The organism is Streptomyces sp. NPDC002092 (assembly GCF_053593775.1).
This window is the reverse complement of sequence record NZ_JBSFDG010000016.1, coordinates 225764-247648: the sequence shown is the minus strand read 5'-3', so window position 1 is coordinate 247648 and position 21885 is coordinate 225764. Positions and strand designations below refer to the sequence as shown.

The window sequence follows — 21885 nt, the reverse complement described above, 5'->3', positions numbered from 1 at the left end:
GACCGGCCACGACGACGCCGCAGACAAACGAACAAATCAGTTGGTGGCAAGGAACTGTGTAGCCGCCAACTCCGCGTACAGCGGATCCCCTGCAACCAGTTCCCGATGGGTACCCACCGCCCGCACCCGCCCCGCCTCCATCACCACGATCCGCTCAGCCATCGTCACGGTGGACAGCCGATGCGCAACAACAAGCACGGTGGTAGTCCGGGCGACATCGTCGACCGTATCCCGCAGCGCCGCCTCATTCACCGCATCCAACTGCGAGGTCGCCTCGTCGAGCAACAGCAGCCGAGGCCGGCGCAGCAACGCGCGGGCGATGGCGACCCGCTGCCGCTCACCGCCCGACAGCTTGGTGCCCCGGTGCCCCACCAGTGTGTCGAGGCCGCCGGGCAGCCGGGCGACCAGAGCGTCCAGCCGGGTGGTCTTCAGCACACGGGTCACCGCGTCGTCGTCCGCATCCGGATTGCCCAACAGCAGATTGTCCCGCAGTGAACCCGACAGCACGGGAGCGTCCTGCTCCACATAGCCGATCGCCGAACGGAGCCTCGGCAACTCCCAGTCCTGCAGGGCGATTCCGTCCAGGGTTATGGTCCCGGACTCGGGATCGTAGAACCGCTCGATGAGCGAGAACACCGTCGTCTTGCCAGCGCCGGACGGGCCGACGAACGCGGTCATGCCACGAGCCGGCACGGCGAACGTCACCCCGTGATGGACGTACGGCAGATCGTCGGCGTACCGGAAGCGGACCTCGTCGAAGGCGACCGCAGCCGGCTCGGTGCCCGGAGCGGGCAACGGGGCGGGCCGGGCCGCCGGTTCGGAGGGCAGACTCAGCGCCTCCTGGATGCGGGCGAGAGCGGCGGCACCCGTCTGGTACTGCGTGATCGCACCGACCACCTGCTGGATCGGCGACATCAGATAGAAGACGTACAGCAGGAACGCCACCAGGGTGCCGATCTGGATGGCCCCGGTCGCCACCCGGGCCCCGCCCACCGCGAGCACCGTGATGAAGGCGATCTGCATGGCGAGGCCGGCTGTGTTGCCCGCCGCCGCCGACCACTTGGCGGCGCGCACGCTCTGCCGCCACGACTCCTCGGCGGCCTCGTGCAGGGTTCGCTCCTCGCGGTCCTCGGCGCCCGACGCCTTCACCGTGCGCAGCGCGCCGAGAGTCCGCTCCAACGAGGCCCCCATGACACCGACCGCGTCCTGCGCCTGCCGGCTGGCCCGGTTGATGCGCGGCACGATCACCCCGAGCACCGTGCCCGCCCCGAGGATCACGCACAGGGTGACGCCGAGCAGCACCGGGTCCACCAGTCCCATCATCACCACCGTCGCGACGAGGGTGAGCCCGCCCGTGCCGAGGCCGACCAGCGAATCGGTCGTCACCTCGCGCAGCAGCGTGGTGTCCGAGGTGATGCGGGCCATCAGATCGCCCGGCTCGCTGCGGTCCACCGCGGGGATGCGCAGCCGCAGCAGATACGAGGACACGGCGCGCCGCGCGCCGAGCACCACCGACTCCGCGGTCCGCCGCAGTACATACGAACCGAGCGCGCCCAGCGCGGCGTTGGTGACCACCAGCCCCGACATGGCGAGCAGTGCGCCGGTGATGGCCCGGTCGTGCGACAGATCGTCGATCAGCCCCTTGGCCACCAGCGGCAGCAGCAGCCCGGTGGCCCCCGTGACCAGCGACAACAGTGCGCCGGTCAGCAGGGCCCACCGGTGCGGTCGTACATAGGCGAGGAGCAGCCGCCAGGCGGGTGGTCGGGGCTCGGGCTCGGCGATGCTCACGGCGCTCCTCGGGAGTCGGGCGGAGCATTCAGGCTACGTCGGCGCCCGCCCCCGAGGCGCGGCCGCTCCCGGCCGGGGACCGCACGGACGCGGCGGGCTCCGGCGCCGTTACTGATCAGTCACCCCTAGGGTCGTAAGCGCGGACATCCGCAGACGAAAGCATCCGCAGACGAAAGGTTCAACGCCATGGCGCAGGAAGTACGCGGCGTGATCGCACCGGGCAAGGGCGAGCCGGTGCGGGTGGAGACGATCGTCGTGCCGGACCCCGGTCCGGGGGAGGCGGTCGTACGGATCCAGGCGTGCGGGGTGTGTCATACCGATCTGCACTACAAGCAGGGCGGTATCAGCGACGACTTCCCCTTCCTGCTCGGTCATGAGGCGGCCGGTGTGGTGGAGTCGGTCGGCGCGGACGTCACGGACGTCGCCCCCGGCGACTTCGTGATCCTCAACTGGCGAGCCGTGTGCGGGAATTGCCGGGCCTGTCTGCGCGGGCGCCCCTGGTACTGCTTCAACACCCACAACGCCCAGCAGAAGATGACCCTGGAGGACGGCACCGAGCTGTCCCCGGCGCTGGGCATCGGCGCGTTCGCGGAGAAGACCCTGGTTGCGGCGGGGCAGTGCACGAAGGTGGATGCGAGCGTCGCCCCGCAGGTGGCGGGGCTGCTGGGCTGCGGGGTGATGGCCGGCATCGGCGCGGCGATCAACACCGCAAGCGTCGGGCGCGGTGACACGGTAGCCGTCATCGGCTGCGGCGGCGTGGGTGACGCGGCGGTCGCGGGAGCGAACCTTGCGGGCGCCGCGAAGATCATCGCGGTGGACATCGACGACCGGAAGCTTGCCAAGGCACGGGAAATGGGCGCCACGCACACCGTCAACTCCAAGGAGTCCGACCCCGTGGCGGCCGTCCGCGAGCTGACCGGCGGCTTCGGCGCCGACGTCGTCATCGAGGCGGTGGGCCGCCCGGAGACGTACCAGCAGGCCTTCTACGCCCGCGACCTCGCCGGCACGGTCGTCCTCGTCGGAGTGCCCACTCCCGAGATGAAGCTCGAACTGCCGCTCCTGGACGTGTTCGGGCGGGGCGGATCGCTGAAGTCGTCCTGGTACGGCGACTGCCTGCCCTCCCGCGACTTCCCGATGCTGATCGACCTGCATCTGCAGGGCCGCCTGCCGCTGGACAAGTTCGTCACCGAGACCATCCGACTCACCGACGTGGAGAAGGCGTTCGAGCGGATGCACCACGGCGACGTGCTGCGTTCGGTGGTGGTGCTGTGATGACCGCACGCATCGAACGCCTCGTCACCTCCGGCACCTTCAGCCTCGACGGCGGCACCTGGGAGGTCGACAACAACGTGTGGATCGTCGGCGACGACCACGAGGTCATCGTCATCGACGCGGCCCACGACGCCGACGCCATCGCCGAAGCGGTCGGCGACCGCCGCCTGGCGGCCATCGTGTGCACCCACGCCCACAACGACCACATCGACGCCGCGCCCGCGCTCGCCGACCGCACCGGCGCGACCGTCTGGCTGCACCCCGACGACCTGCCGCTGTGGAAGCTCACCCACCCCGACCGCGACCCCGACGCCCACCTGGCCGACGGCCAGGTCATCGAGGCGGCAGGGGTCGACCTGACGGTCCTCCACACCCCGGGCCATGCGCCGGGGGCCGTGTGCCTGTACGACCCCGCCCTGGCCGCGGTCTTCACCGGCGACACCCTCTTCCAGGGCGGCCCCGGCGCGACCGGCCGCTCCTACTCCCACTTCCCGACGATCATCGACTCCATCCGCGACCGCCTGCTGACCCTCCCTCCGGAGACCAAGGTCCTCACCGGCCACGGCGATCCGACCACCATCGGAGCCGAAGCGCCCCACCTGGAGGAATGGATCACCCGCGGCCACTGAAACTCCTAGGATCACGTCCCATGACCCCGACCTCCGGAACGCTCGAAGAACTCCACGGCGTACGCGTCCTGCGCTGTACGCCCGACGGCCCGCTGCTCGACGGTGAACAGGCCGCCCTCGATCTGATCGGCGACGCGATGGGGTACGACGCGCAGCTGGTCGCGCTGCCCGTCGAGCGGGTGGCGGACGAATTCTTCCGGCTGCGGTCCGGGATCGCGGGCGCCGTCATGCAGAAGTTCGTGAACTACCGGGTGCGGCTCGCCCTCGTCGGCGACCTCTCCCGGCACCTTGCCGAGAGCTCGGCACTGCGCGACTTCGTCCACGAGACCAACCAGGGCAGCCACATCTGGTTCCTGGCGGACGAGGACGCCCTCGCCGCGAGACTGCGACCGTAAAAGGCGACAGAAGATGTCCGGCTTCCCCGGCACCCTCGACAGGGACAGCAGCCGCAGGGAAAGGGGAGGCCGGACATGTCCGCACCACTGAAGCGCACGGTGGCGCTGGTCGCCGGGGCGACGCGGGGCGCGGGCCGCGGGATCGCGGTGCAACTCGGTGCCGCCGGTGCCACGGTCTACGTCACCGGACGCACCACCCGTGCGCAGCGCTCGGAGTACGACCGCGCCGAGACCATCGAGGACACCGCCGACCTCGTCACCGAGGCGGGCGGCCAGGGCATCGCCGTACCCACCGACCACCTCGACCCCGTACAGGTCCGCACCCTCGTGGACCGCATCGCGGCCGAACAGGGCCGCCTCGACGTCCTCGTCAACGACATCTGGGGCGGCGAGAAGCTCTTCGCCTGGGACAGGCCCCTCTGGGAGCACGACCTCGACGACGGACTCCGGCTGCTCCGGCTCGCCGTCGAGACCCACGCGATCACCAGCCACCACGCACTGCCCCTCCTGCTGCGCCACCCCGGCGGCCTGGTCGTCGAGGTCACCGACGGCACCGCCGAGTACAACCGCGACACCTACCGCGTCTCCTTCTTCTACGACCTCGCCAAGGCGTCCGTGCTGCGCATGGCCTTCGCCCTGGCCCATGAACTCGGACCGTGCGGGGCGACGGCCGTCGCGCTGACACCCGGCTGGCTGCGCTCGGAGATCATGCTCGACCAGTTCGGCGTCCGCGAGGACAACTGGCGCGACGCCCTCAAAAGCGTCCCCCACTTCGCCATCTCCGAGACCCCGCACTACGTGGGCCGCGCCGTCACCGCCCTAGCCGCCGACCCCGACGTGGCGCGGTGGAACGGCGCGTCCCTCTCCAGCGGCTCACTCGCCCGGGAGTACGGCTTCACGGACCTCGACGGCAGCCGTCCGGACGCCTGGCGGTACATCGCCGAGGTCCAGGACGCGGGGAAGCCGGCGGACCCGACCGGATACCGGTGAGTTCAGGCGGAGTTCACGGGTGGCAGCGGCCAACGGGCCGAATGGCCGGGCGGCAGCGCCAGATCGTCGCGTACGGCAACGTAGTAGCCCTCACGTCCGGCCCGCTGCCGCTCCAGCAGGTCCCGCCAGGCCTGAGGGTCCCGTGTGCCCTCGCGCAGGAACCGCTCCATCTCCAGCACGGCGGTGACCCAGACCCGCGCCTTGTTCACCACCTCGGTGCTGCCCAGCAGGATCAATGCCTCCCCGGCCGGGTCCCGGGCGACATTGGCCTCGGCGAACAAGGGCGCTGCCTCCTCGGGTGACAGGGGGTGAGGATGCCCGTCGTTGCCGAGGTGGGACGCCACCCGGTAGGTGAGGTGGATGGTCTGCTTGAGTGTCCGCGCATAGTCGGCATACACAGTCAGCCGCCGCTCCTCCCACCGAGCCGCCCGCTCCCGCTGGAACCGCGCCCGGTCGCCCCGTACAACCGCCAGATAGGAACCGAGCGCGCCGATCACGACACCTATGAGCGCGGGAAGTTGCTGCATGAACGCGGACATGGCCGCACCGTACCTGCCTCGTCGATCGCCCGGCGAGTAGCTTCGGCCCATGGCTGACACCAAGCGTTTCGAGGGGTACGGAGTTCTCGTCACCGGCGCCGCCCGCGGCATCGGAGCCGCCGTCGCCCGGCGGCTGGCCGGGGAAGGGGCGCGGGTTCTGCTGACCGACGTTGACGCATGCGAGGCGGCCAGGACCGCGGCTGTGCTGCGTGAACAGGGCCTGGCCGCCGAGACGTTGGGGTGCGACGTGGCCGACCGGTCCTGGGTGGAGGCGGCCGTCGAGCATGCCGTGGACGCCTTCGGTTCGCTGGACGTCCTGGTCAACAGCGCGGCGAGCTGCACCCCCGGCACCCCGCTGTTCGAGGACGGCTCGGACGAGGCCTGGGACCGCGATCTCGACATCACCTCGACCGGCGCCTACCGCTGCTGTCGCCCAGCCCTTCCGCGCCTGGCCGCTTCCGGCCGCGGCGCCGTCGTCAGCATCGGTTCCGCCAATGCGGGTGCGGACGGCCCGCCCCTGGGGCATGCATCACGCTGTGACCTGCGGCACTGCGAATGTCACCGTTTCGTCGCATCGTGAGGGGGCCTTGCAACCGATCGCGCCGGACGCCGGTCTAGCTGGCAGAGAGTGCAGATCTGACCGAATCCGACCGCACGAAAGGCAAGGCAGGCCATGGGGGACATACGCAGACGGGGTGCCGTCGTACTGGGGATCACCGGACTGGTGGCGCCGCTCACACTCGCACTGGGCGCAGGGTCGGCCCAGGCGTCCACGAGCTGCACCACGAGCACCGGGCCCTACCAGAAGCAGGTCGAGAAGTTCCTCGGCCTGACCGTCGACGGCAAGCAGTCCGCAACGGACTGCAAGGCGATCAAGGCCTTCCAGACCAAGCACGGCATCACCCCGAACATCGGATACGCGGGTTCCGTCACCTGGGGCGTGATGGACCTCATGAACAAGCAGAAGGCCGTCGGGAACAACCCCAACAGGGGCGGCGCCTGCCCGACCAACAAGGGCCGCATAGCCTGCGTGAACCTCACCCTCCAGCTCAGCTGGATCCAGGACGGCAGCAGGCTCGTCTACGGCCCCGTCCCGGTCCGCACCGGCCGCGACGGCTACGAGACCCGCACCGGCCTGAAGAAGATCTACTGGCGGGACAAGAACCACGTCTCGAACATCTACAACGTGCCCATGCCCTACAGCCAGTTCTTCGACGGCGGCCAGGCCTTCCACTCGGTCAACCTCAGCATGTGGAACCCGCCGGGCTCCCACGGCTGCGTCAACATGACCCCCACCACGGCCAAGAAGTACTGGGACCTGTTGAAGACCGGCGACGACGTCTTCGTCTACGGCCGCAAGCCGGGCACCTGAGCAGGCACCCGGCCCGGCGTCCCGCCTACTGCGGGGCGTCCCCGAAGTCCGGGATCTCCAGCCTGACCCCGCCCTGCCGCGCCGACTCGTGCGCGACGATGCCCGGCAGGGTGTAGCGGGCGGCCACCCACGCGTTCACCGACGGCAGCGACCGCGTGGTCACGGCGGTCACGAAGTCGTCGACGAGGAAGTGGTGGCTGCCCTCGTGCCCGTTGTGCAGGTTGTCGAACTCCCGCGGCAGCCGCGCCCGGTCGTGCACCGGTGCCGAACCCGAGGTGAAGGCGGCCCGCAGATCCGGCGCGATGTGCTGGAGTGACGGATCGTCGGGAGACAGGGTGGGCTTGGGCTCCAGCAGCTCACTGATGTCCTTCACCCCCTTCTTGTCCTGCCACAGGGCCACCGTGGCGAGCTGCTCCATGCTCGCCTCGGTCCCGAAGAACCGGAAACGCGACTCCCGGATGTGCGAGGGATAGCCCACCCGCCGGAACTCGTTCGTACGGAACGATCCGCCGCCCGCCACCTCGAACAGCGCGGTGGCGTTGGAGAAGTCGTTGCCGAACTGGCTGACCTCCTTGTCGAAGACGCCGTCGCCGCGCTCGTCCACGACCCCGATGGCCGACACGCTCACCGCGTGCGTCTGCCAGGCGCCGAGCACACCGCCCACCGAGTGCGTGGGGTAGAGCAGCGGGGGATAGCTGGCGGTCTGCTTCCAGTTCTCGCCGCCGCTGTACTGGTAGGCCTCGTAGAACCCGAGGTCCATGTCGTGGACGTAGTCGCCCTCGGCGTAGAAGATCCGTCCGAAGGCGCCCTCGGCGATCTGGTTGCGGGCGTGCACGGTCGCCGGGTTGTACTGGCTGGTCTCACCCATCATGTACGTCAGCCCGGTCGCCCTGACCGCGTCGATGATGGCGGCGATCTCCTCGGTGGTTATCGCCATCGGGACCGCGGAGTACACGTGCTTGCCGGCGCCCAGGCCCTGCAGGACCAGCGGCCCGTGGGTCCAGCGCTGGGTGAAGATGGCGACCGCGTCGACGGCCTCCGACTCCAGCATCGCTTGGTACGAGGGGAAGGTGCCCGCCAACTGCTGTGCCGTGGCGAGCTGTTCGGCCCGTTCGGGAAGGAGGTCGGTGACATAGACGTCGCCGACGCCGGGATGGGCTTGGAAGAGGGTGGCGAACTGGCCGGAGAACTGGCCGGCACCGACGATGCCGAGCGAGAACGTCATGTGAGGCGTGCCCTTCACTGGTCGAGACATCACTGCGAGAGGATGAGATTGATCTGGTCGTTGGTCCGGTCGAGGCTGGTGACGGACTTTCCGCTGCCGTAGATGTCCTGCATGGCGGGGGCCATGAGCGCGGTGACGTCGGCCGCGTAGTTGGTGATCGGGAAGGTGAAGGTCCGGAAGTCCTTCTTGTCGGCGACCGGCTCGGTGAACGCCGTGACGTCAATGCCGTTCTTCCTGTAGGCGGCAACCGCAGCCTTCGTGCCGTCGGGTGTGGCGGGGAAGACGATGCCGTAGCGGCCGACGATCTTCTGGCAGGTGTCCGAGGACAGGTACCGCACCCACTTCCTGGCGCCCTGCTTGTTGTGGGCGTTCTTGGTGATGGAGTCGGCGAGGCCGTTCATCATGGTGGCCCGCTTGCCGGTCGGGCCGACCGGTGTGGGGGCGGTGGCGACCTTGATGCTCTTCGTCGCGTAGTACGTGGAGATCATCCAGGCCCCGTCGAAGGCGGTCGCCGCCTTGCCCGCGGCCACCTGCGCGTTGGCCGGGTTGGCGCCCGCGCTGTAGTCCGTGAGCGGCGCCAGATAACCCTTCTTCGCCAGGCCGAAGTACCACTTGATCACGGATTGGAAGCTCTTGCTGTCGTACTGGTACTTGGTGCCCCAGCGCTGCTTGTCGGCATAGCTCCACCCGGCGGACGCGGCGAAGTTGCTCCACTGGGTCTGTCCGTCGCCGTCGCCGCCACCGCCGGTCGCGAGGCCGTACACCTTGACGTGGTGCTTGTCGAAGCCCGGTTCGTCGCCGCGCTTGCCGTGCACGTCGATCGTCAGGTGGGCGATGGCCTTCTCGAAGCTGCCGCCGTCCTTCGGGTTCCAGGACAGGGAGTTGAGCTGCTCCGGGGTGAGGCCCGCCGCCTTCACCATCTTCGTGTTGTAGAAGAGGGCGACCGTGTCCCAGTCCTTGGGCGCGCCGTAGCGGTGGCCGTCCTTTCCGAGCCAGTTGTCGGCCAGCCCCGGCTGGTAGTCGGCTGGGGCGATGCCCAGATCGTCCAGCGGTTCGAGGACCTTCAGATCGGCGAACTGGCCGAACTTCTGGATGTGGTCGGTGAAGACGTCGGGCTGGGTGCCCGCGATGAAGCTCGCGGTCAGCTTGGTCCAGTAGTCGCCCCAGCCCATCTGGCTGATCTTCACGTCCAGGCCCGGGTTCTCCTTCTCGAACCCCTTGGCGCAGGCCTGGTAGGCGGGCAGCTGGTTGGAGTCCCACAGCCAGTACGTCACCGTGTTCGCGCCCGCTCCCGCGCCGGCGCCCTTCGCGCACCCGGCGACCATCGACAGCGCCAGCGCGCCGGTCAGCGCCACGGCGCTTCGCATCCGAAATCGCATGCCAGTCCCCTTACTTGATCCCGGTGAAGCTGATGGTGCTGACGATGCGGCGGGCGAAGAACCCGAAGAGCACGAGCATCGGAAGCGCGGCGATGAGGGTCGCGGCCATCAGACCGGACCAGTCGTAGCCGGTCTGCGGGGTCTGCGCCCGGAAGATGGCCAGCGCCACCGTCAGCACCCGGGAGCTGTCGCTGTAGGACACCATCAGCGGCCAGAAGTAGTCGTTCCAGGAGGTGATGTACGTCAGCACGCCCAGGGTGAGGATGGGCGTGGACGCCATCGGCAGCAGCACCCGGAAGAAGACCCGTACCTTCCCGGCGCCGTCCAGCAGGGCGGCCTCCTCGACCTCGCGCGGGACGTTCATGAAGAACTGGCGCAGGAAGAACACCGCGAACGGCGTCATGAACATCGTCGGCAGGGCGATGCCCAACAGGGTGTCCACCAGATGGAGTTGCTTGATGAGCACGAAGTTCGGCAGCAGGGTGAAGATCGCGGGCACCATCAGCCCGGCGAGGAACAGCCCGAACACCTTGTCCCGGCCGCGCCACCTCAGGCGCGCGAAGGCGTAGGCGGCCATGGCGGAGAAGAAGATCTGGCAGACGGTGATCAGCGTCGAGACGATCACCGAGTTGAGCAGATAGCGCCAGAACCTCAGCCCGCCGCCGGCGCCGCCCTGCGCGATCGCCTCCTTGGCCGACTGCAGGCCCAGCGCCCGCTCGAAGCCGCCCGCCGTGAGGTCCACCGGCAGGGGGTTGCCGGGATGGGCGGCGAGCGCGGTGTTGGTGGACAGCGCGGTGCGCAGGATCCAGTAGAACGGCAGCAGCGTGATCAGCAGGATCGCGGCCATCACCGTCCAGGCGACGATCCGGCCGAGGGAGGTGCGGCGCCTGGTGGGCCGTACGGTCGTGGTGGTTGCTACGGCAGCCATGTCGTTTCTCTCCCCTCCTTCAGCCGAGGTCGCTGTGGCCGGCCCGGGTGAGCCGGTACTGCAGGAACGTGATCGCGCTCAGCACGAGGAGCAGGGCCACGGACATGGCTGAGGCGTAGCCGAACTGGAAGCGGCCGAAGGCGGCGCCGTAGATGTAGTACTGGAGCACGTTGGTGGCGTTCGCCGGGCCGCCCATGGTGGTCACGGCGACGGTGTCGAACACCTGGAACGAGCCGATCACCGTCATGATCAGCACAACCGCCAGCACCGGCCGCAGCAGCGGCAGCGTGATCCGCCAGAACATCCGCCACTCGCTCGCGCCGTCCACCCGGGCCGCCTCGTACATGTCGTTCGGGATGGCCATGAGCCCGGCGAACAGCAGCAGCGCCGTGTATCCGACATGCCGCCACACGTTGACCAGCGCGATCGTGGGAATCGCCCAGTGCTCGTCGGCGAGGAACGGGATGTGGTCGAAGCCGAGCGCCCCGATGATCTGGTTGCCGATGCCGAGCTGGGTGTCCAGGATCCACAGCCAGACGACGCCCGCCACGACGTTCGACATCAGATACGGCGTCAGCACGATCCCGCGCAGCACCGCCGACTGCGTCAGCCGCTGCAGCAGCACCGCGATGGCGAGCGCCGCCACCGTCTGGACCCCGATGTTGATGACCACGTACTCGACGGTGACCTTGAGCGAGTCCCAGAAGATCGGGTCGTGGACCATCCGTATGTAGTTGTCCAGGCCCACCCACTCGGCCGGGGTGAGCAGGTTGAAGCGCGTGAAGCTCAGATAGATGCCGCGCAGCGTCGGCCAGAGCAGGAAGACCGTGAAGCCCAGCAGCGCCGGCGCGATGAACACCGCGGCCAGCCGTCCGTCGCCCCCGTTCTCACGGGCCCTGGCCCGTCCCGTCCTGTGTTGGGTCCCCGCCCTCTCCTGGCCGCGCAGTGGCAGGCGCGACGGAGGGCTGCTGGAGGCGATTGTCATCGGGAGACTCCCTCGTCTGCGGCGGCTCGTCCTCGGCTACTTACTTTTGTTGCGAAAGAATCAATGCGTCAAGGGGCCTGCTCACTTCTTTTTCACGGCAGGTCGAGCGCGCTATCGTTGCCTTGTTGCTTCCATGACGAAAAAAACCATGTGGGAGTCTGACCTTCATGACCACAGTTGCCGACAGCTGGCTTCCGCTGAGCCCCGGTGAGCGCTCGGTGGCGATCGAGGTGCTCGTGAACGGCCCGCTGTCGCGTACCGAACTCGCCCGTCGGCTCGATCTCTCCGCGGGCAGCCTCACCCGGCTGACCAAACCGCTGATCGAGTCGGGCCTGCTGATCGAGGTCGCGGAGGCCGGAACACCGGCGGAGGTACGCCAGGGGCGCCCCTCGCAGCCGCTGGCCGTCGTCGCCGAATCCCGCTCCTTCATCGGCTTCAAGATCACCGAGGACATGGTCTACGGCGTCGTGACCACCCTCCGCAGCGACATCGTCGCCCGCTACGACCGCCCGCTCACCACCCACGAGCCGGCCGAAGTCGCCGATGTGCTCGCCGAGATGACGGACGAGCTCGCCCGCATCCATCCGCGACTGGCCGGCATCGGAATCGGCGTGGGTGGTCTGGTCGAGGACCGGGCCGTGGTGGGGGAGTCGCCGTTCCTGCACTGGCGGGACGTCCCGCTGGCGGGGCTGGTGGAGGAGCGCACCGGGCTGCCCGTCGTCGTCGAGAACGACGTCGCCGCCCTCGTCGAGGCCGAGACCTGGTTCGGAGCCGGGCGGGGCCTGGAGCGCTTCGTCGTCCTCACGATCGGCGCCGGCGTCGGCTACGGGCTGGTCCTGGGCGGCAAGCGCGTCTCCTGCGCGGAGGAGGACCGTGGCTTCGGCCGCCACTGGATCATCAACCCCAACGGGCCGCTCACTCCCGACGGCGAACGCGGCAGCGCCGTCTCCCTGCTGACCATCTCCAGCATCCGTTACCAGGTCCGGGCCGCCGACGGCCGCGACCGGAGCTACGAGGAGATCCTCGCCCTCGCCGCCGCCGGTGAACCCATGCCCGCCCGCGTCATCGACGAGGCGGCGCGCGCCCTTGGCACCCTGGTCGCCCAGATCGCCAACTTCGTCATGCCGCAGAAGATCCTTCTCGCGGGCGAGGGCGTCGGTCTGATGGATGTGGCCGGAGGCACAGTGCGGCAGACGATCGCCGCCCACCGGCATCCGATGGCCGGCCCGGTCCCGCTGGAGACCAAGGTGTCCGACTTCCACGACTGGGCCCGCGGCGCGGCCGTCCTGGCGATCCAGGTGCTGGTGCTGGGGGCGGCGGAAGCCTGAACTCGGCGACTCGCGTGGCCAGATGGACGTGATCAGCAACACGTCCGATATGCCTGCTTGATGTCGCCTTACTCACAGCGCCTTCACCTGCGTAGCCGTATGCTTCACATCATGTCCACCACTGTTGAACCCGTCTCCGAGCGATCGGCAGCCGAGGTCAACGAGGAGATCCGGGCCCTGTGGCGCCGGTCGGGCGGGACACTGAGCGGCGAGCAGCGCGAGGAGTACCAGCGTCTCGTCCTGGAGTGGGCCGCCGCGGCCCCGCAGCCGGCGCGGGCGGCCTGAGCATCACCCGCTGAGGCCCGCCGCCGCGCATCGGAGTCCCGGACCGGGGCACCCCACATCGGATGGGCCCCCTCCTCGCACTGACCTCGGCGGTCTGCTACGGCCTCGTCGTCCCCCAGCTCTCGGCTTCGCTCGAGCCGGGAGGTGCCCCCACCGTCGGCGGGCTGCTGTCCCGTCGCGCTCCCTCCACCTCGATCACCTTCCTCGGTCAGCTGGGCGGCCTGCTCCTTGCGAGCATGGCCGCCCTTTTCGTGCCCGCCGACGCCATCCGCCCCGTCGACCTGCTCTGGGGTGCCCTGTCCGGCGTCGGCAGCGGCACCGCCATGCACTTCCTCAACCGCGGACTGAGCCGTGGCGCGATGAGCGTCGTCGTGCCCGTCAGCGCGGTGACCGGAATCGCCCTGTCCGTGGTGTGCGGGGTGCTCGCCCTCGGTGACCGGCCCGGCGCCCTGGCCTGGACGGGCATCACGGTGACCGTCCCCGCGCTCTGGCTCGTCGCCGACGGGGGAGCAGGCGGCCTGGGCGCGGGCGGGCAGGTGCGGGACGGTCTGCTGGCGAGCGCCGGGGTCGCCGTGCAGCGTCGCACTCGGACTGGCCGGGCCGGCCGCAGGACTGTGGCCGGTGGCCGCAGGCCGCGTCGCCGCCGTGCTCCTGCAGCTGCCCACCACGACCCGGCGCCGACACCAGCTGCGGCTGCCCGGACGCCTCACCGCACAGGCCCTCCTCGTCGGCGCCGGTGCCGCCCTCGGGCTGGTCCTCTATCTGCTCGCCGCCCAGCGGCAGCTGCTCGCCGTCGCCGTGGTCCTCGCCTCCCTCTACCCGGCACTTCCCGTCGTCCTCGGCCTGGCCCTGCTGCACGAACGCGTCACCCGACGGCAGACGGCCGGCCTGCTGGGCGCCGCGGCCGCCACGGTCCTGCTGACCCTCGGTTGAACCGTCACCCCCACGTGGCCGAGTAATGGCGCCGGTACGCCTTGCGGTCCTGTTCGGCGCGGATCCAGCGGGTGGCCACCAGGGCGAGCAGACTGCCTCCGATCACCAGCATCCCGGGACCGATGTTCTGGGGGTCCGTGAGCCGGGTCAGCAGCGTCGAGCCGTCCGAGATGCCCGTCACGGGAGTCGAGGAGCCGGGTGAGGCCGCGTTGGGTGCGATCGCACTGCGCGTGGCCGCGGGTGACGGTGCGGCGGAGGGAGAGCCGCCCTGCGCGGCGGCCTGCTTCGACACGATCAACTGCACGCCGAGCGCCTGCATCGCCTTCGTCACCGGCTGGAAGAACGTCGTGCCACCCGACGTGCAGTCACCGCTGCCGCCCGAGGTCACGCCCAGTGCGATGCCCTCGGAGAACAACGGGCCGCCGCTGTCCCCGGGCTCGGCGCACACGTTCGTCTCGATGAGGCCGGTGACGGTGCCCTCCGGATAGTTGACCGTGGCGTCGAGGCCCTTGACCTCGCCGTCGTGCAGACCGCTGGTGCTGCCGCTGCGGAACACCCGTTCCCCGACGGCCGGATCGCCCACTCCCGTGATGCGCACCCCGTTGCCGTTGCCGATGGCCACGATGTCCGCCCCGGCTCCCGCCGCGCCGTTCGCGTACTGGACCAGCGAGAAGTCGCTGCCCGGGAAGTTCTGCTGCACCGTCTTGCCCAGCTGCTGATTTCCCTGGTTGTCCGCGAACCAGACGGACCCGGTCGGCCCGCAGTGCCCGGCGGTGAGAATGAAGTCGCTCTGCCCGTTGGTCACGTTGAACCCCGCCGAGCAGCGCCCGCCGGTGGACAGGATCGGCGAGGCCCCGTTCAGACGAGTGGTGAAGGTGCCCTGGGTGCGCTCCATGCGGACGTAAGGGCCGATGCCGTCCGCGACCTTGGACATGTTCGACCAGTCCGTCGACGAGACGGTGCTGTCGGCCTGCACCACCACCTGGTTCGTCCGGTAGTCCATGACCCATGCCGTGCCCGCGACCCGGGGCGCCGCACGCAGCGTCGACGCTGCCGCCTTGAGCTCGTTCATGCTGTGCGACACCATCTTGGCCTCGGCGCCGGCGCGCTTGACCTCGGCCGCCGCCGCGTCGTCGGTCACCGCGACGACCGGACGTCCGTCCGCGCCGATCCAGGTGCCCGCCGTACGGGAGGTGCCGAGCTTGGACACGAGCGCCGTGCCGGGGTTGGGCGAGGTCCCCGACGCCTTCAGCGGGAGGGCGGAGGTACCGGGAGTCTCGCTCGCCATGGCGGCCTGCGTCACCATCGCTCCTCCCAGGAGGAGTCCGCCGACGGCCGCCAGCCGCGTCACTCGCCGGACGATCCGTCGTCGTGCGTGCCTCATGCATGGCTCCCGAACCCGAACGCGCGGCGCGAACACCGCGGGGCCCTCCGGTCGTTGAGCACCCTCCCTCCATACGTGGCCGGAGACGGTCGCGTTCAGCGGGCGGGCGATCTTCTCACCGCTTGCGGCCCACCCCGCCGTACAGGGCCACTTCCTGCAATTCCCCCGCCTGACCGGGCTCGGGCCGCCAGCGCGAGCAGGAGACCACGCCGGGCTCCAGAAGCTCCAGACCGTCGAAGAAACGGCCCACGGCCTCGGGGGTGCGCTGGGTCAGCGCCGGGATGCCGTGCTCGTTCCAGAACCGGACCGCCTCGTCCACTTCCGACAGCTCGGGGCTGGTGATCGTGTGGGACAGGACCAGATGGCTGCCGGAGGGCAGTGCGTCCATGAGGCGCCGCACCATGCCGTACGGGTCCTCGTCGTCGCCGATGAAGATGACCACCCCGAGCAGCATCAGGGCGACCGGCCGGGTGAGGTCCAGGGTGTCGGCGGCGCGCTCCAGGATCGAGTCGACGTTGCGCAGGTCCTCGTCCAGGTGGTCCGTGCGGCCCTCGGGCGAGCTGGTGAGCAGGGCACGGGCGTGTGCCAGGACGAGCGGGTCGTTGTCGACGTAGACGATCCGCGCATCGGGGGCGAGACGCTGGGCGACCTCGTGGGTGTTGTCGGCGGTGGGCAGGCCGGTGCCTATGTCGAGGAACTGCCGGATTCCCGCCTCCGCCACCAGATGACGCACGGCACGGCCCAGGAAGAGACGGTCCGCGCGGGCGTACTCCCCGATGGCCGGATGCAGCTCACGGATCCGGTCGCCGGCTATGCGGTCGACCTCGTAGTAGTCGCCGCCGCCCAGCCAGTAGTTCCAGATCCGGGCCGTGTGCGGGCGCAGCGTGTCGATGCGGCTGCGCAGCGCCGCGGCGGGATCTTCGGTGGCTGCCGGGTTCTCCGTCACGGGCTCTGCTCCTGGAGTGCCTGATGGTGCGCTGTGTACGACGTCAAACGGCAATCTAGACGGCCGTGTTGACGTCTGCCGAGAGGGCGTGCGGATCTTTTCCCCGCCGGCGCTTCAGGGTCGTGCCAGGTCACACCGCAGCCCCTATCTTGTGCCCCATGACCAGCACCCCACAGGGCACGTCCGGCGAACCGAACCCGCTGCGTGCACTCTCCCTCGAGCGCCTGCGATGTCGTACGAGCATGAAATGGCGCACCTACCCGGCCGACGTGCTGCCGCTGTGGGTGGCCGAGATGGACGTACCCCTCGCCGAACCCGTCGTCCGCGCCGTCACCGAGGCGCTTGCGCTCGGGGACACCGGCTACCCGGCGGGCACCGCCTACGCCGAGGCCCTCGCCGGGTTCGCCGAGAAGCGCTGGGGATGGGACGGCCTCGCCGTGGAGCGCACGGCGATCGTGCCCGACGTCATGCTCGGCGTCGTCGAGATGCTCAAACTGGTCACCGGGCACGGGGACCCGGTGGTCGTCAACTCGCCCGTGTATCCGCCCTTCTACCAGTTCGTCGAGCACATGGACCGGCAGGTGCGGGAGGCTCCGCTCGGGGCGGACCTGCGTATCGACTTCGACGCTCTGGAAGAGGCCTTCCGGCAGGCGGTCACCGGCGGACACCGGGCCGCCTATCTGCTGTGCAGCCCGCACAACCCGACCGGCACCGTGCACACCGCCGGGGAACTGGCCGGCGTGGCGGCCCTCGCGGACCGGTACGGCGTCCGTGTGGTCGCCGACGAGATCCACGCCCCGCTGACCTTCCCGGGCGCCGACTTCGTGCCGTACCTGAGCGTTCCCGGCGGGGAGAGCGGGCTGTCCCTCATGTCCGCGTCGAAGGCGTGGAACCTGGCGGGGCTGAAGGCCGCGCTCGCGATCGCCGGACCCGCGGCCGCCGCCGACCTGGCTCGTCTTCCCGAGGAGGTCGGCCACGGCCCCAGCCACGTCGGCGTCATCGCCCACACGGCCGCCCTGACGGAAGGCACGTCCTGGCTGGACGCGCTGCTCACCGGCCTCGACGACAACCGGCGCCTGCTCACCGGCCTGCTCGCCGAACACCTCCCCGCCATCTCCTACCGTCCGGGCGAGGCCACCTATCTGGCCTGGCTCGACTGCCGCGGACTCGGCCTCGGTGAGGATCCGGCGCAGGTGTTCCTGGAGCGGGGGAGGGTGGCCCTGAACTCTGGGATTCCCTTCGGCACCGGCGGGGCAGGACACGTACGCCTGAACCTGGCGACCTCGCCCGAGGTGATCACGGACGGCGTCCGGCGAATGGCGGCGGCACTCGCCTGAACCGACCCCCGGATGGCTTGGTGGGGGTGTCATGGACACGTGACACCCCTGCATGATGGCCCCATGCGCGTGCTGATCCCCCTCCCCGACCACGACTTCGACGTCACCGAGGTCGCCGTGCCCTGGCGACTGCTCACCGATGCCGGGCACGAGGTCGTCTTCGCCACCGAGCGCGCCGGGACCCGGCCCGCGGCCGATCCACGGCTGCTGACGGGCGTCCTGTTCGGGCAGCTCGGCGCGGAGGACGAACCCAAGCGGTTCTACGAACAGCTCACCGCGGCACCGGAGTTCACCGCCACGGTCGCCTGGGCCGATGTGGACGTGACCGAGTACGACGGACTGCTGCTGCCGGGCGGACACGCGCCCGGCATGCGGCAGTATCTCGGCTCGTCGGAGCTGCAACGGCAGGTCGCCCGGTTCTGGGCGCTTCAGCGGCCGGTCGGTGCGATCTGTCACGGGGTGCTCGTGGCGGCCCGTACCCGGGATCCCGGTACGGGACGCAGTGTCCTCGCCGACCGTCGCACGACGTGCCTGCCCACGTACATGGAGCGCACCGCCTACCTGACCACTGCATGGCGGCTCGGGCGGTACTACCGGACGTATCCGGCGTATGTGGAGGACGAGGTGCGGGCCGCTCTTGCCGAGCCGGCTGAGCAGTTCGAGCGTGGCCCCCGGGTGCTGACCCGGCGCGGTACGGCGGATGACGACACGTACGCCTTTGTCGTGCAGGACGGCAATTATCTGTCGGCGCGGTGGCCGGGGGACGCGTATCTTTTCGCTCGCCGTTATCTTGAACTGCTCGGGACGTCGTCCGGCGCGTGATGGCCGTCTTTTGTCTGCGGAGGCGTCGTGGCTTGTCGCGCAGTTCCCCGCGCCCCTTCGGGGCGCTGCCGAACCCGGCGGCTGACCTTGCGCGCCCTGCTTAGACTTTTCGGTATGGACAACACGGCGCTGGAGCGGCTCGGGGCGGGGAAGTACGTACTGGTCACCAGCTACCGCAAGAACGGAACGCCGGTTGCCACGCCGGTGTGGGTGGTGCGGGACGGTGACACGCTCGGGGTGTGGACGGCGGCCGACTCCTGGAAGGTGAAGCGGATCCGCGCTCGCGGCGACATCCTCGTCGGCCCCTGCGACCTGCGCGGCAACCCCACCGGCGCGCAGCTCCCGGCCACCGCGGAGATCGTCGACGAGGCGACCGTCGCCCGCTACCGCGAGCTCATCGCACGCAAGTACGGCATCGTCGGCCGCCTCAGCCTGCTCGGCAGCCGGCTGCGCCGGGGTCTGAAGGGCACCGTCGGCATCCGCGTGACGCTGAAGCCCTGAAACGCGTACGGCCGCGTGTTCCTCCCGGGAGGAACACGCGGCCGTCACGACGGCGAGCCGTGCTCTACGAGCCGTCCAGCACCGTGCCGGTCAGCACCGGCCCGCCGGGCTGCGGATCACCGTTGTCGTTCGTCAGCTGGAAGCGCACGGACTCGGCCGGCTCCGTCACCCGGTCCTTGACCGTCGGCAGGGACACCTCCGCACTCAGCTTCCCCTTGGGCACGTCCGCCCCCAGGTAGAGGTACTTGACCTGCGACAGGGGACGCTCCGGATCCGGCGACTCGCCCGAGGCGCCCGCCAGCCACGCCGGGTCGACGTCCTTGGTGGACAGCTCCGGGCCGCCCGTGACCGGGGCGACGAGGAACATGGGGCTCAGGTCCACGTCCGCGGCCTCGGACAGGGACACCTTCCACTTCAGCGGGTTCCCCTCGGTGACCCGGTCCGCCACCGGCGGCACGGTGATCGTGGGCATCGGGTCGTCGTTCTGCACCGTCACACCACCGCGGTACGAGCCGATGACAGCGCCCCGCAGCGCCTTCACGATCACCGTGTGGTCCACGTCGTAGGCGAAGCGCGTGTTGCCCTTCACCTCCACCGGTACGTCGATGTCATGGCCGCCCGGATGCACCGTGACCAGGCGGGCCTGTGCCCTGCCCGTGACCGGGTCGACGACGTACACCCGCACCTGCCCGCTGCCCCGCCCGGACACCTCTACCGGTACGTGGTACGTGCGGACGCCCGAGTCGCCCTCCTTGACGGTCGTGCGGCCGATGTCGACGCGTGCCAGCGGGGCCTCGTGAACCGCGGGAGTGCCCGGGCGCCAGCCCCAGGCGTCCATCAGCCAGGCCTGACCGGAGCGTGAACGCGGGGTCAGGTCAAGGGACTTGATGTGCTTGAGGTCGAGGCCGGCGCGGGACGCCGCCGACAGCGGGACACGGACCTCGCGCGCCCAGTAGGAAGCGGTCCGTTCCGTGCCCGGCAGGCCGTCGACGGTGGTGCGGCCGAGGGTGGCCCTCCTGCCGTGGGCGTCGGTGAGGGCGACGTCGAGCTTGGTGCCGGTCGAGTCGGGCGGCACGATCACGCGCAGCGCGAGGTCCTTGGCACCGCCCAGCGACACCGGCGCATCCGGGCGCACCCGGACCGCCGACCCGGCCGCCGACCAGTGGAGCGCGACCGCGCGGCGGCCGACCTCACGGTCCGTCTCCCACCGTGCGAAGTGCGGCGCGGCGCCCTTCACACGGGATCCCAGACAGGCCACGTGGTCGTCCGGATCGACCGCCGAGCACAGCCGACCGCCGGTCACCGTGACCTTGCCGTCCGGCAGGAACCCGCCCTCGCGGTTCGCCCCGACCGCGTGCGTGAGCACCCGCGCGGGATCGGCCGAGGGGGCCCGCAGGCCCGAGCCGTCGAGCAGGGGCCGTACCCGGTCGTCCCCGGCCACGAACAGCCGCGCCGCCGCCGCGATGTAGGTGCTGCCCGCCCTGTGCTGCTGATTCGCGGTCAGCCGGGTCGCGGTGCCCGGGGAGCACACCGGGTCGCGGTGGTCCGGGTCGTCGTAGAAGTCGTCCTCGGCGGGCGCCTGGGCCTGTCCCGGGGTCCACTCGGTGTTGAAGAAGTTGTGGTCGGCGCCCACCACGTACACCGCGCTGTGCAGCGCGGCACCCCGGCTGACCGAACGGGTGCCGTCGACGTAGACCTCGCCCTGCAGGTCTGAGACGTCGCCGTCGCAGCCCGGCAGGATCGTCGCCGACGGCACGTCCGCGACCGGATTCTGGCCGAAGACCGTCGGTCCGATGAGGACGGTGCCGCGGATGTGCCAGCGCACCGGGCCGTGGTAGCCGTCCTGCGCGGCGGGCGGCGGGTCGAGGCTGTCCATCGCCGCACGGTTGACGCCCTCGCCGCCGCGGGAGTGGCCGACGAGCAGCACGCGCGAGAGGTCGGCCGGCGGTGCGTTGCGTACGGCCGCGGGGGCCGACCCCGGGGCGGCGGCCCAGTCGGCCCAGTGCGCCAGGTGCCGGCGGACCAGTGAGGAGCGGGCCTGTGCGCCGCCGTCCTCGGCCGCGTCGTCCTGGGCGTTGATGCCGTTGGCCGAGATCGACACGGTCACATAGCCCTGCGACGCGAGCAGCTGCTGGTCGCGCAGGTAGCCCCGGTAGCTCGGGATCGGTTTCGTGCCCTGCGGGCAGGGCCAGTCGCCGGTCACGTCGGTACGGGTGTAGCAGGTGGAGTGGCGGCCGTGCAGGAACAGGGCGAGCGGCCGGTGGCCGGCGGCGCCCTGAGGGGCGACCACCACGGCACGCATCTCGACCGGCTGGGGGAAGCCGGGCAGCTTCACGGGGGCGAGGTCGTACTCGCCGGTCGTCGTGGCGTACCGGCCCGGTTTCCCGGGGTCCACGGAGTTCGCGGGCAGCCGGGCGGGCGGCGCAGCCGCCGCGGAGCGCCGTCCGCCCGGGGTCTCGCTACGGCCCGCGGCATCCAACTCCCGTCCTCCGGCCCGCACATGAAGGGCCGTGAGCCCGGTCGCCGCCGCACCTCGCCCGAGGCCGAGACGGAACGTGCGGCCGTCCCTGTCCGGCCGCGGAACACCCAGCATCCGGCCCCCGGAGTAGAACTCGACCCGCGCGTCTCCCATCGGCACGGGAGCGGTCGAGCGCCAGACGAGCTGCCGGGCCTCACCCTTGCCGGCGATCCGCCAGCCGGGTGGCAGACCACCGTTCTGGTCGGCGGCTGTGCTGGACGGTCTGGCGTCGGGCGGCGGTGCCGCCTGTGCCAGTCCTGGCGATCCCCCCGCCACCGCGAGCACCGCCGCAGCGGTCACCCATATTCGCCGGGCACGGAACAAGGTCC

The 21885-nt window shown here is 70.4% G+C and carries 20 protein-coding genes and 1 pseudogene; 12 read left to right on the top strand and 9 right to left on the bottom strand.

What is annotated here, in order from left to right; all coding sequences use genetic code 11:
* Positions 1–36: 36 nt before the first annotated feature.
* Positions 37–1788 (bottom strand): ABC transporter ATP-binding protein, encoded by a 1752-nt coding sequence (locus tag ACWCRD_RS33400; RefSeq protein ID WP_450969476.1) that lies wholly within the window; start codon positions 1786–1788, stop codon positions 37–39.
* A 186-nt stretch (positions 1789–1974) separates the two neighbouring features.
* On the opposite strand from ACWCRD_RS33400, the gene ACWCRD_RS33395 reads away from it, so the two are divergent.
* From ACWCRD_RS33395 to ACWCRD_RS33380, 4 genes are all read left to right on the top strand, one after another.
* Entirely contained in the window at positions 1975–3060 is a 1086-nt protein-coding gene (locus ACWCRD_RS33395) for an S-(hydroxymethyl)mycothiol dehydrogenase (protein WP_450969475.1), read from the top strand.
* Positions 3060–3689 carry an MBL fold metallo-hydrolase gene (locus tag ACWCRD_RS33390; RefSeq protein WP_450969474.1) on the top strand — a complete coding sequence of 210 codons (630 nt, stop codon included), beginning with the start codon at positions 3060–3062 and terminating at the stop codon, positions 3687–3689. Before ACWCRD_RS33395 ends, ACWCRD_RS33390 begins: the two co-directional genes overlap by 1 nt.
* Before the next feature lie 20 nt (positions 3690–3709).
* Positions 3710–4084: a DUF4180 domain-containing protein gene (locus ACWCRD_RS33385; protein ID WP_450969473.1), complete on the top strand. Its 375-nt coding sequence runs from the start codon at positions 3710–3712 to the stop codon at positions 4082–4084.
* Between the two features lie 75 nt (positions 4085–4159).
* On the top strand, positions 4160–5074 hold the full coding sequence (locus tag ACWCRD_RS33380; RefSeq protein WP_450969472.1) for an SDR family oxidoreductase: 915 nt from the start codon (positions 4160–4162) through the stop codon (positions 5072–5074).
* Positions 5075–5076: 2 nt separating this feature from the next.
* On the opposite strand, the gene ACWCRD_RS33375 is transcribed toward ACWCRD_RS33380, so the two are convergent.
* Positions 5077–5613, bottom strand: a complete 537-nt coding sequence (locus tag ACWCRD_RS33375; protein WP_450969471.1) for a hypothetical protein — start codon at positions 5611–5613, stop codon at positions 5077–5079.
* A 49-nt stretch (positions 5614–5662) separates the two neighbouring features.
* Here ACWCRD_RS33375 and ACWCRD_RS33370 point away from each other — a divergent pair.
* Together ACWCRD_RS33370 and ACWCRD_RS33365 are read left to right on the top strand one after the other, a co-directional pair.
* Positions 5663–6121, top strand: a pseudogene (locus ACWCRD_RS33370) (SDR family NAD(P)-dependent oxidoreductase); the annotation flags it as partial.
* Between the two features lie 165 nt (positions 6122–6286).
* The gene (locus ACWCRD_RS33365) at positions 6287–6985 is read left to right on the top strand and encodes a L,D-transpeptidase family protein (protein ID WP_450969470.1); all 699 of its coding nucleotides are present in this window, start codon (positions 6287–6289) and stop codon (positions 6983–6985) included.
* 25 nt (positions 6986–7010) lie between these two features.
* On the opposite strand, the gene ACWCRD_RS33360 is transcribed toward ACWCRD_RS33365, so the two are convergent.
* The 4 genes from ACWCRD_RS33360 to ACWCRD_RS33345 are packed head-to-tail and all read right to left on the bottom strand — an operon-like array spanning position 7011 to position 11502.
* Entirely contained in the window at positions 7011–8210 is a 1200-nt protein-coding gene (locus ACWCRD_RS33360; protein WP_450969469.1) for a Gfo/Idh/MocA family protein, read from the bottom strand.
* 29 nt (positions 8211–8239) lie between these two features.
* A complete protein-coding gene (locus ACWCRD_RS33355) occupies positions 8240–9589 on the bottom strand; it encodes an ABC transporter substrate-binding protein (RefSeq protein ID WP_450969468.1) in 1350 nt (449 codons plus the stop codon).
* Between the two features lie 10 nt (positions 9590–9599).
* Complete coding sequence (locus ACWCRD_RS33350; RefSeq protein WP_450969467.1) at positions 9600–10517, bottom strand: carbohydrate ABC transporter permease; 918 nt, start codon at positions 10515–10517, stop codon at positions 9600–9602.
* Between the two features lie 19 nt (positions 10518–10536).
* The gene (locus tag ACWCRD_RS33345) at positions 10537–11502 is read right to left on the bottom strand and encodes a carbohydrate ABC transporter permease (protein WP_450969466.1); all 966 of its coding nucleotides are present in this window, start codon (positions 11500–11502) and stop codon (positions 10537–10539) included.
* Between the two features lie 167 nt (positions 11503–11669).
* Here ACWCRD_RS33345 and ACWCRD_RS33340 point away from each other — a divergent pair, with 167 nt between their 5' ends.
* The 3 genes from ACWCRD_RS33340 to ACWCRD_RS33330 all read left to right on the top strand — a co-directional run bounded on the left by ACWCRD_RS33340 (position 11670) and on the right by ACWCRD_RS33330 (position 14048).
* Positions 11670–12830: an ROK family protein gene (locus ACWCRD_RS33340; protein ID WP_450969465.1), complete on the top strand. Its 1161-nt coding sequence runs from the start codon at positions 11670–11672 to the stop codon at positions 12828–12830.
* A gap of 99 nt (positions 12831–12929) precedes the next feature.
* Positions 12930–13115, top strand: coding sequence for a hypothetical protein (locus ACWCRD_RS33335; RefSeq protein WP_398959433.1), 186 nt, complete (start codon positions 12930–12932; stop codon positions 13113–13115).
* A gap of 621 nt (positions 13116–13736) precedes the next feature.
* Positions 13737–14048: an EamA family transporter gene (locus ACWCRD_RS33330; RefSeq protein ID WP_450969464.1), complete on the top strand. Its 312-nt coding sequence runs from the start codon at positions 13737–13739 to the stop codon at positions 14046–14048.
* Between the two features lie 4 nt (positions 14049–14052).
* On the opposite strand, the gene ACWCRD_RS33325 is transcribed toward ACWCRD_RS33330, so the two are convergent.
* Positions 14053–15432: a S1 family peptidase gene (locus ACWCRD_RS33325; protein ID WP_450969463.1), complete on the bottom strand. Its 1380-nt coding sequence runs from the start codon at positions 15430–15432 to the stop codon at positions 14053–14055.
* Positions 15433–15547: 115 nt separating this feature from the next.
* Positions 15548–16378, bottom strand: a complete 831-nt coding sequence (locus tag ACWCRD_RS33320; protein WP_450969462.1) for an SAM-dependent methyltransferase — start codon at positions 16376–16378, stop codon at positions 15548–15550.
* A gap of 158 nt (positions 16379–16536) precedes the next feature.
* Between ACWCRD_RS33320 and ACWCRD_RS33315 the strand changes: the two genes are divergently transcribed.
* From ACWCRD_RS33315 to ACWCRD_RS33305, 3 genes are all read left to right on the top strand, one after another.
* Complete coding sequence (locus ACWCRD_RS33315; RefSeq protein WP_450969461.1) at positions 16537–17715, top strand: MalY/PatB family protein; 1179 nt, start codon at positions 16537–16539, stop codon at positions 17713–17715.
* Between the two features lie 63 nt (positions 17716–17778).
* The gene (locus tag ACWCRD_RS33310; RefSeq protein WP_450969460.1) at positions 17779–18537 is read left to right on the top strand and encodes a type 1 glutamine amidotransferase domain-containing protein; all 759 of its coding nucleotides are present in this window, start codon (positions 17779–17781) and stop codon (positions 18535–18537) included.
* 114 nt (positions 18538–18651) lie between these two features.
* On the top strand, positions 18652–19038 hold the full coding sequence (locus ACWCRD_RS33305) for a PPOX class F420-dependent oxidoreductase (protein WP_450969459.1): 387 nt from the start codon (positions 18652–18654) through the stop codon (positions 19036–19038).
* 64 nt (positions 19039–19102) lie between these two features.
* On the opposite strand, the gene ACWCRD_RS33300 is transcribed toward ACWCRD_RS33305, so the two are convergent.
* Positions 19103–21880: an alpha/beta hydrolase family protein gene (locus ACWCRD_RS33300; RefSeq protein WP_450969458.1), complete on the bottom strand. Its 2778-nt coding sequence runs from the start codon at positions 21878–21880 to the stop codon at positions 19103–19105.
* Between the last annotated feature and the right edge of the window lie 5 nt (positions 21881–21885).

Excerpts from the sequence above, each read along its gene's own strand:
- ACWCRD_RS33375 (WP_450969471.1), bottom strand. The coding sequence starts at position 5,613 with ATGTCCGCGTTCATGCAGCAACTTCCCGCGCTCATAGGTGTCGTGATC.
- ACWCRD_RS33395 (WP_450969475.1), top strand. The coding sequence starts at position 1,975 with ATGGCGCAGGAAGTACGCGGCGTGATCGCACCGGGCAAGGGCGAGCCG.
- ACWCRD_RS33315 (WP_450969461.1), top strand. The coding sequence starts at position 16,537 with ATGACCAGCACCCCACAGGGCACGTCCGGCGAACCGAACCCGCTGCGT.
- ACWCRD_RS33380 (WP_450969472.1), top strand. The coding sequence starts at position 4,160 with ATGTCCGCACCACTGAAGCGCACGGTGGCGCTGGTCGCCGGGGCGACG.
- ACWCRD_RS33325 (WP_450969463.1), bottom strand. The coding sequence starts at position 15,432 with ATGAGGCACGCACGACGACGGATCGTCCGGCGAGTGACGCGGCTGGCG.
- ACWCRD_RS33390 (WP_450969474.1), top strand. The coding sequence starts at position 3,060 with ATGACCGCACGCATCGAACGCCTCGTCACCTCCGGCACCTTCAGCCTC.
- ACWCRD_RS33345 (WP_450969466.1), bottom strand. The coding sequence starts at position 11,502 with ATGACAATCGCCTCCAGCAGCCCTCCGTCGCGCCTGCCACTGCGCGGC.
- ACWCRD_RS33335 (WP_398959433.1), top strand. The coding sequence starts at position 12,930 with ATGCTTCACATCATGTCCACCACTGTTGAACCCGTCTCCGAGCGATCG.
- ACWCRD_RS33365 (WP_450969470.1), top strand. The coding sequence starts at position 6,287 with ATGGGGGACATACGCAGACGGGGTGCCGTCGTACTGGGGATCACCGGA.
- ACWCRD_RS33355 (WP_450969468.1), bottom strand. The coding sequence starts at position 9,589 with ATGCGATTTCGGATGCGAAGCGCCGTGGCGCTGACCGGCGCGCTGGCG.
- ACWCRD_RS33360 (WP_450969469.1), bottom strand. The coding sequence starts at position 8,210 with ATGACGTTCTCGCTCGGCATCGTCGGTGCCGGCCAGTTCTCCGGCCAG.
- ACWCRD_RS33310 (WP_450969460.1), top strand. The coding sequence starts at position 17,779 with ATGCGCGTGCTGATCCCCCTCCCCGACCACGACTTCGACGTCACCGAG.
- ACWCRD_RS33340 (WP_450969465.1), top strand. The coding sequence starts at position 11,670 with ATGACCACAGTTGCCGACAGCTGGCTTCCGCTGAGCCCCGGTGAGCGC.
- ACWCRD_RS33305 (WP_450969459.1), top strand. The coding sequence starts at position 18,652 with ATGGACAACACGGCGCTGGAGCGGCTCGGGGCGGGGAAGTACGTACTG.
- ACWCRD_RS33385 (WP_450969473.1), top strand. The coding sequence starts at position 3,710 with ATGACCCCGACCTCCGGAACGCTCGAAGAACTCCACGGCGTACGCGTC.
- ACWCRD_RS33350 (WP_450969467.1), bottom strand. The coding sequence starts at position 10,517 with ATGGCTGCCGTAGCAACCACCACGACCGTACGGCCCACCAGGCGCCGC.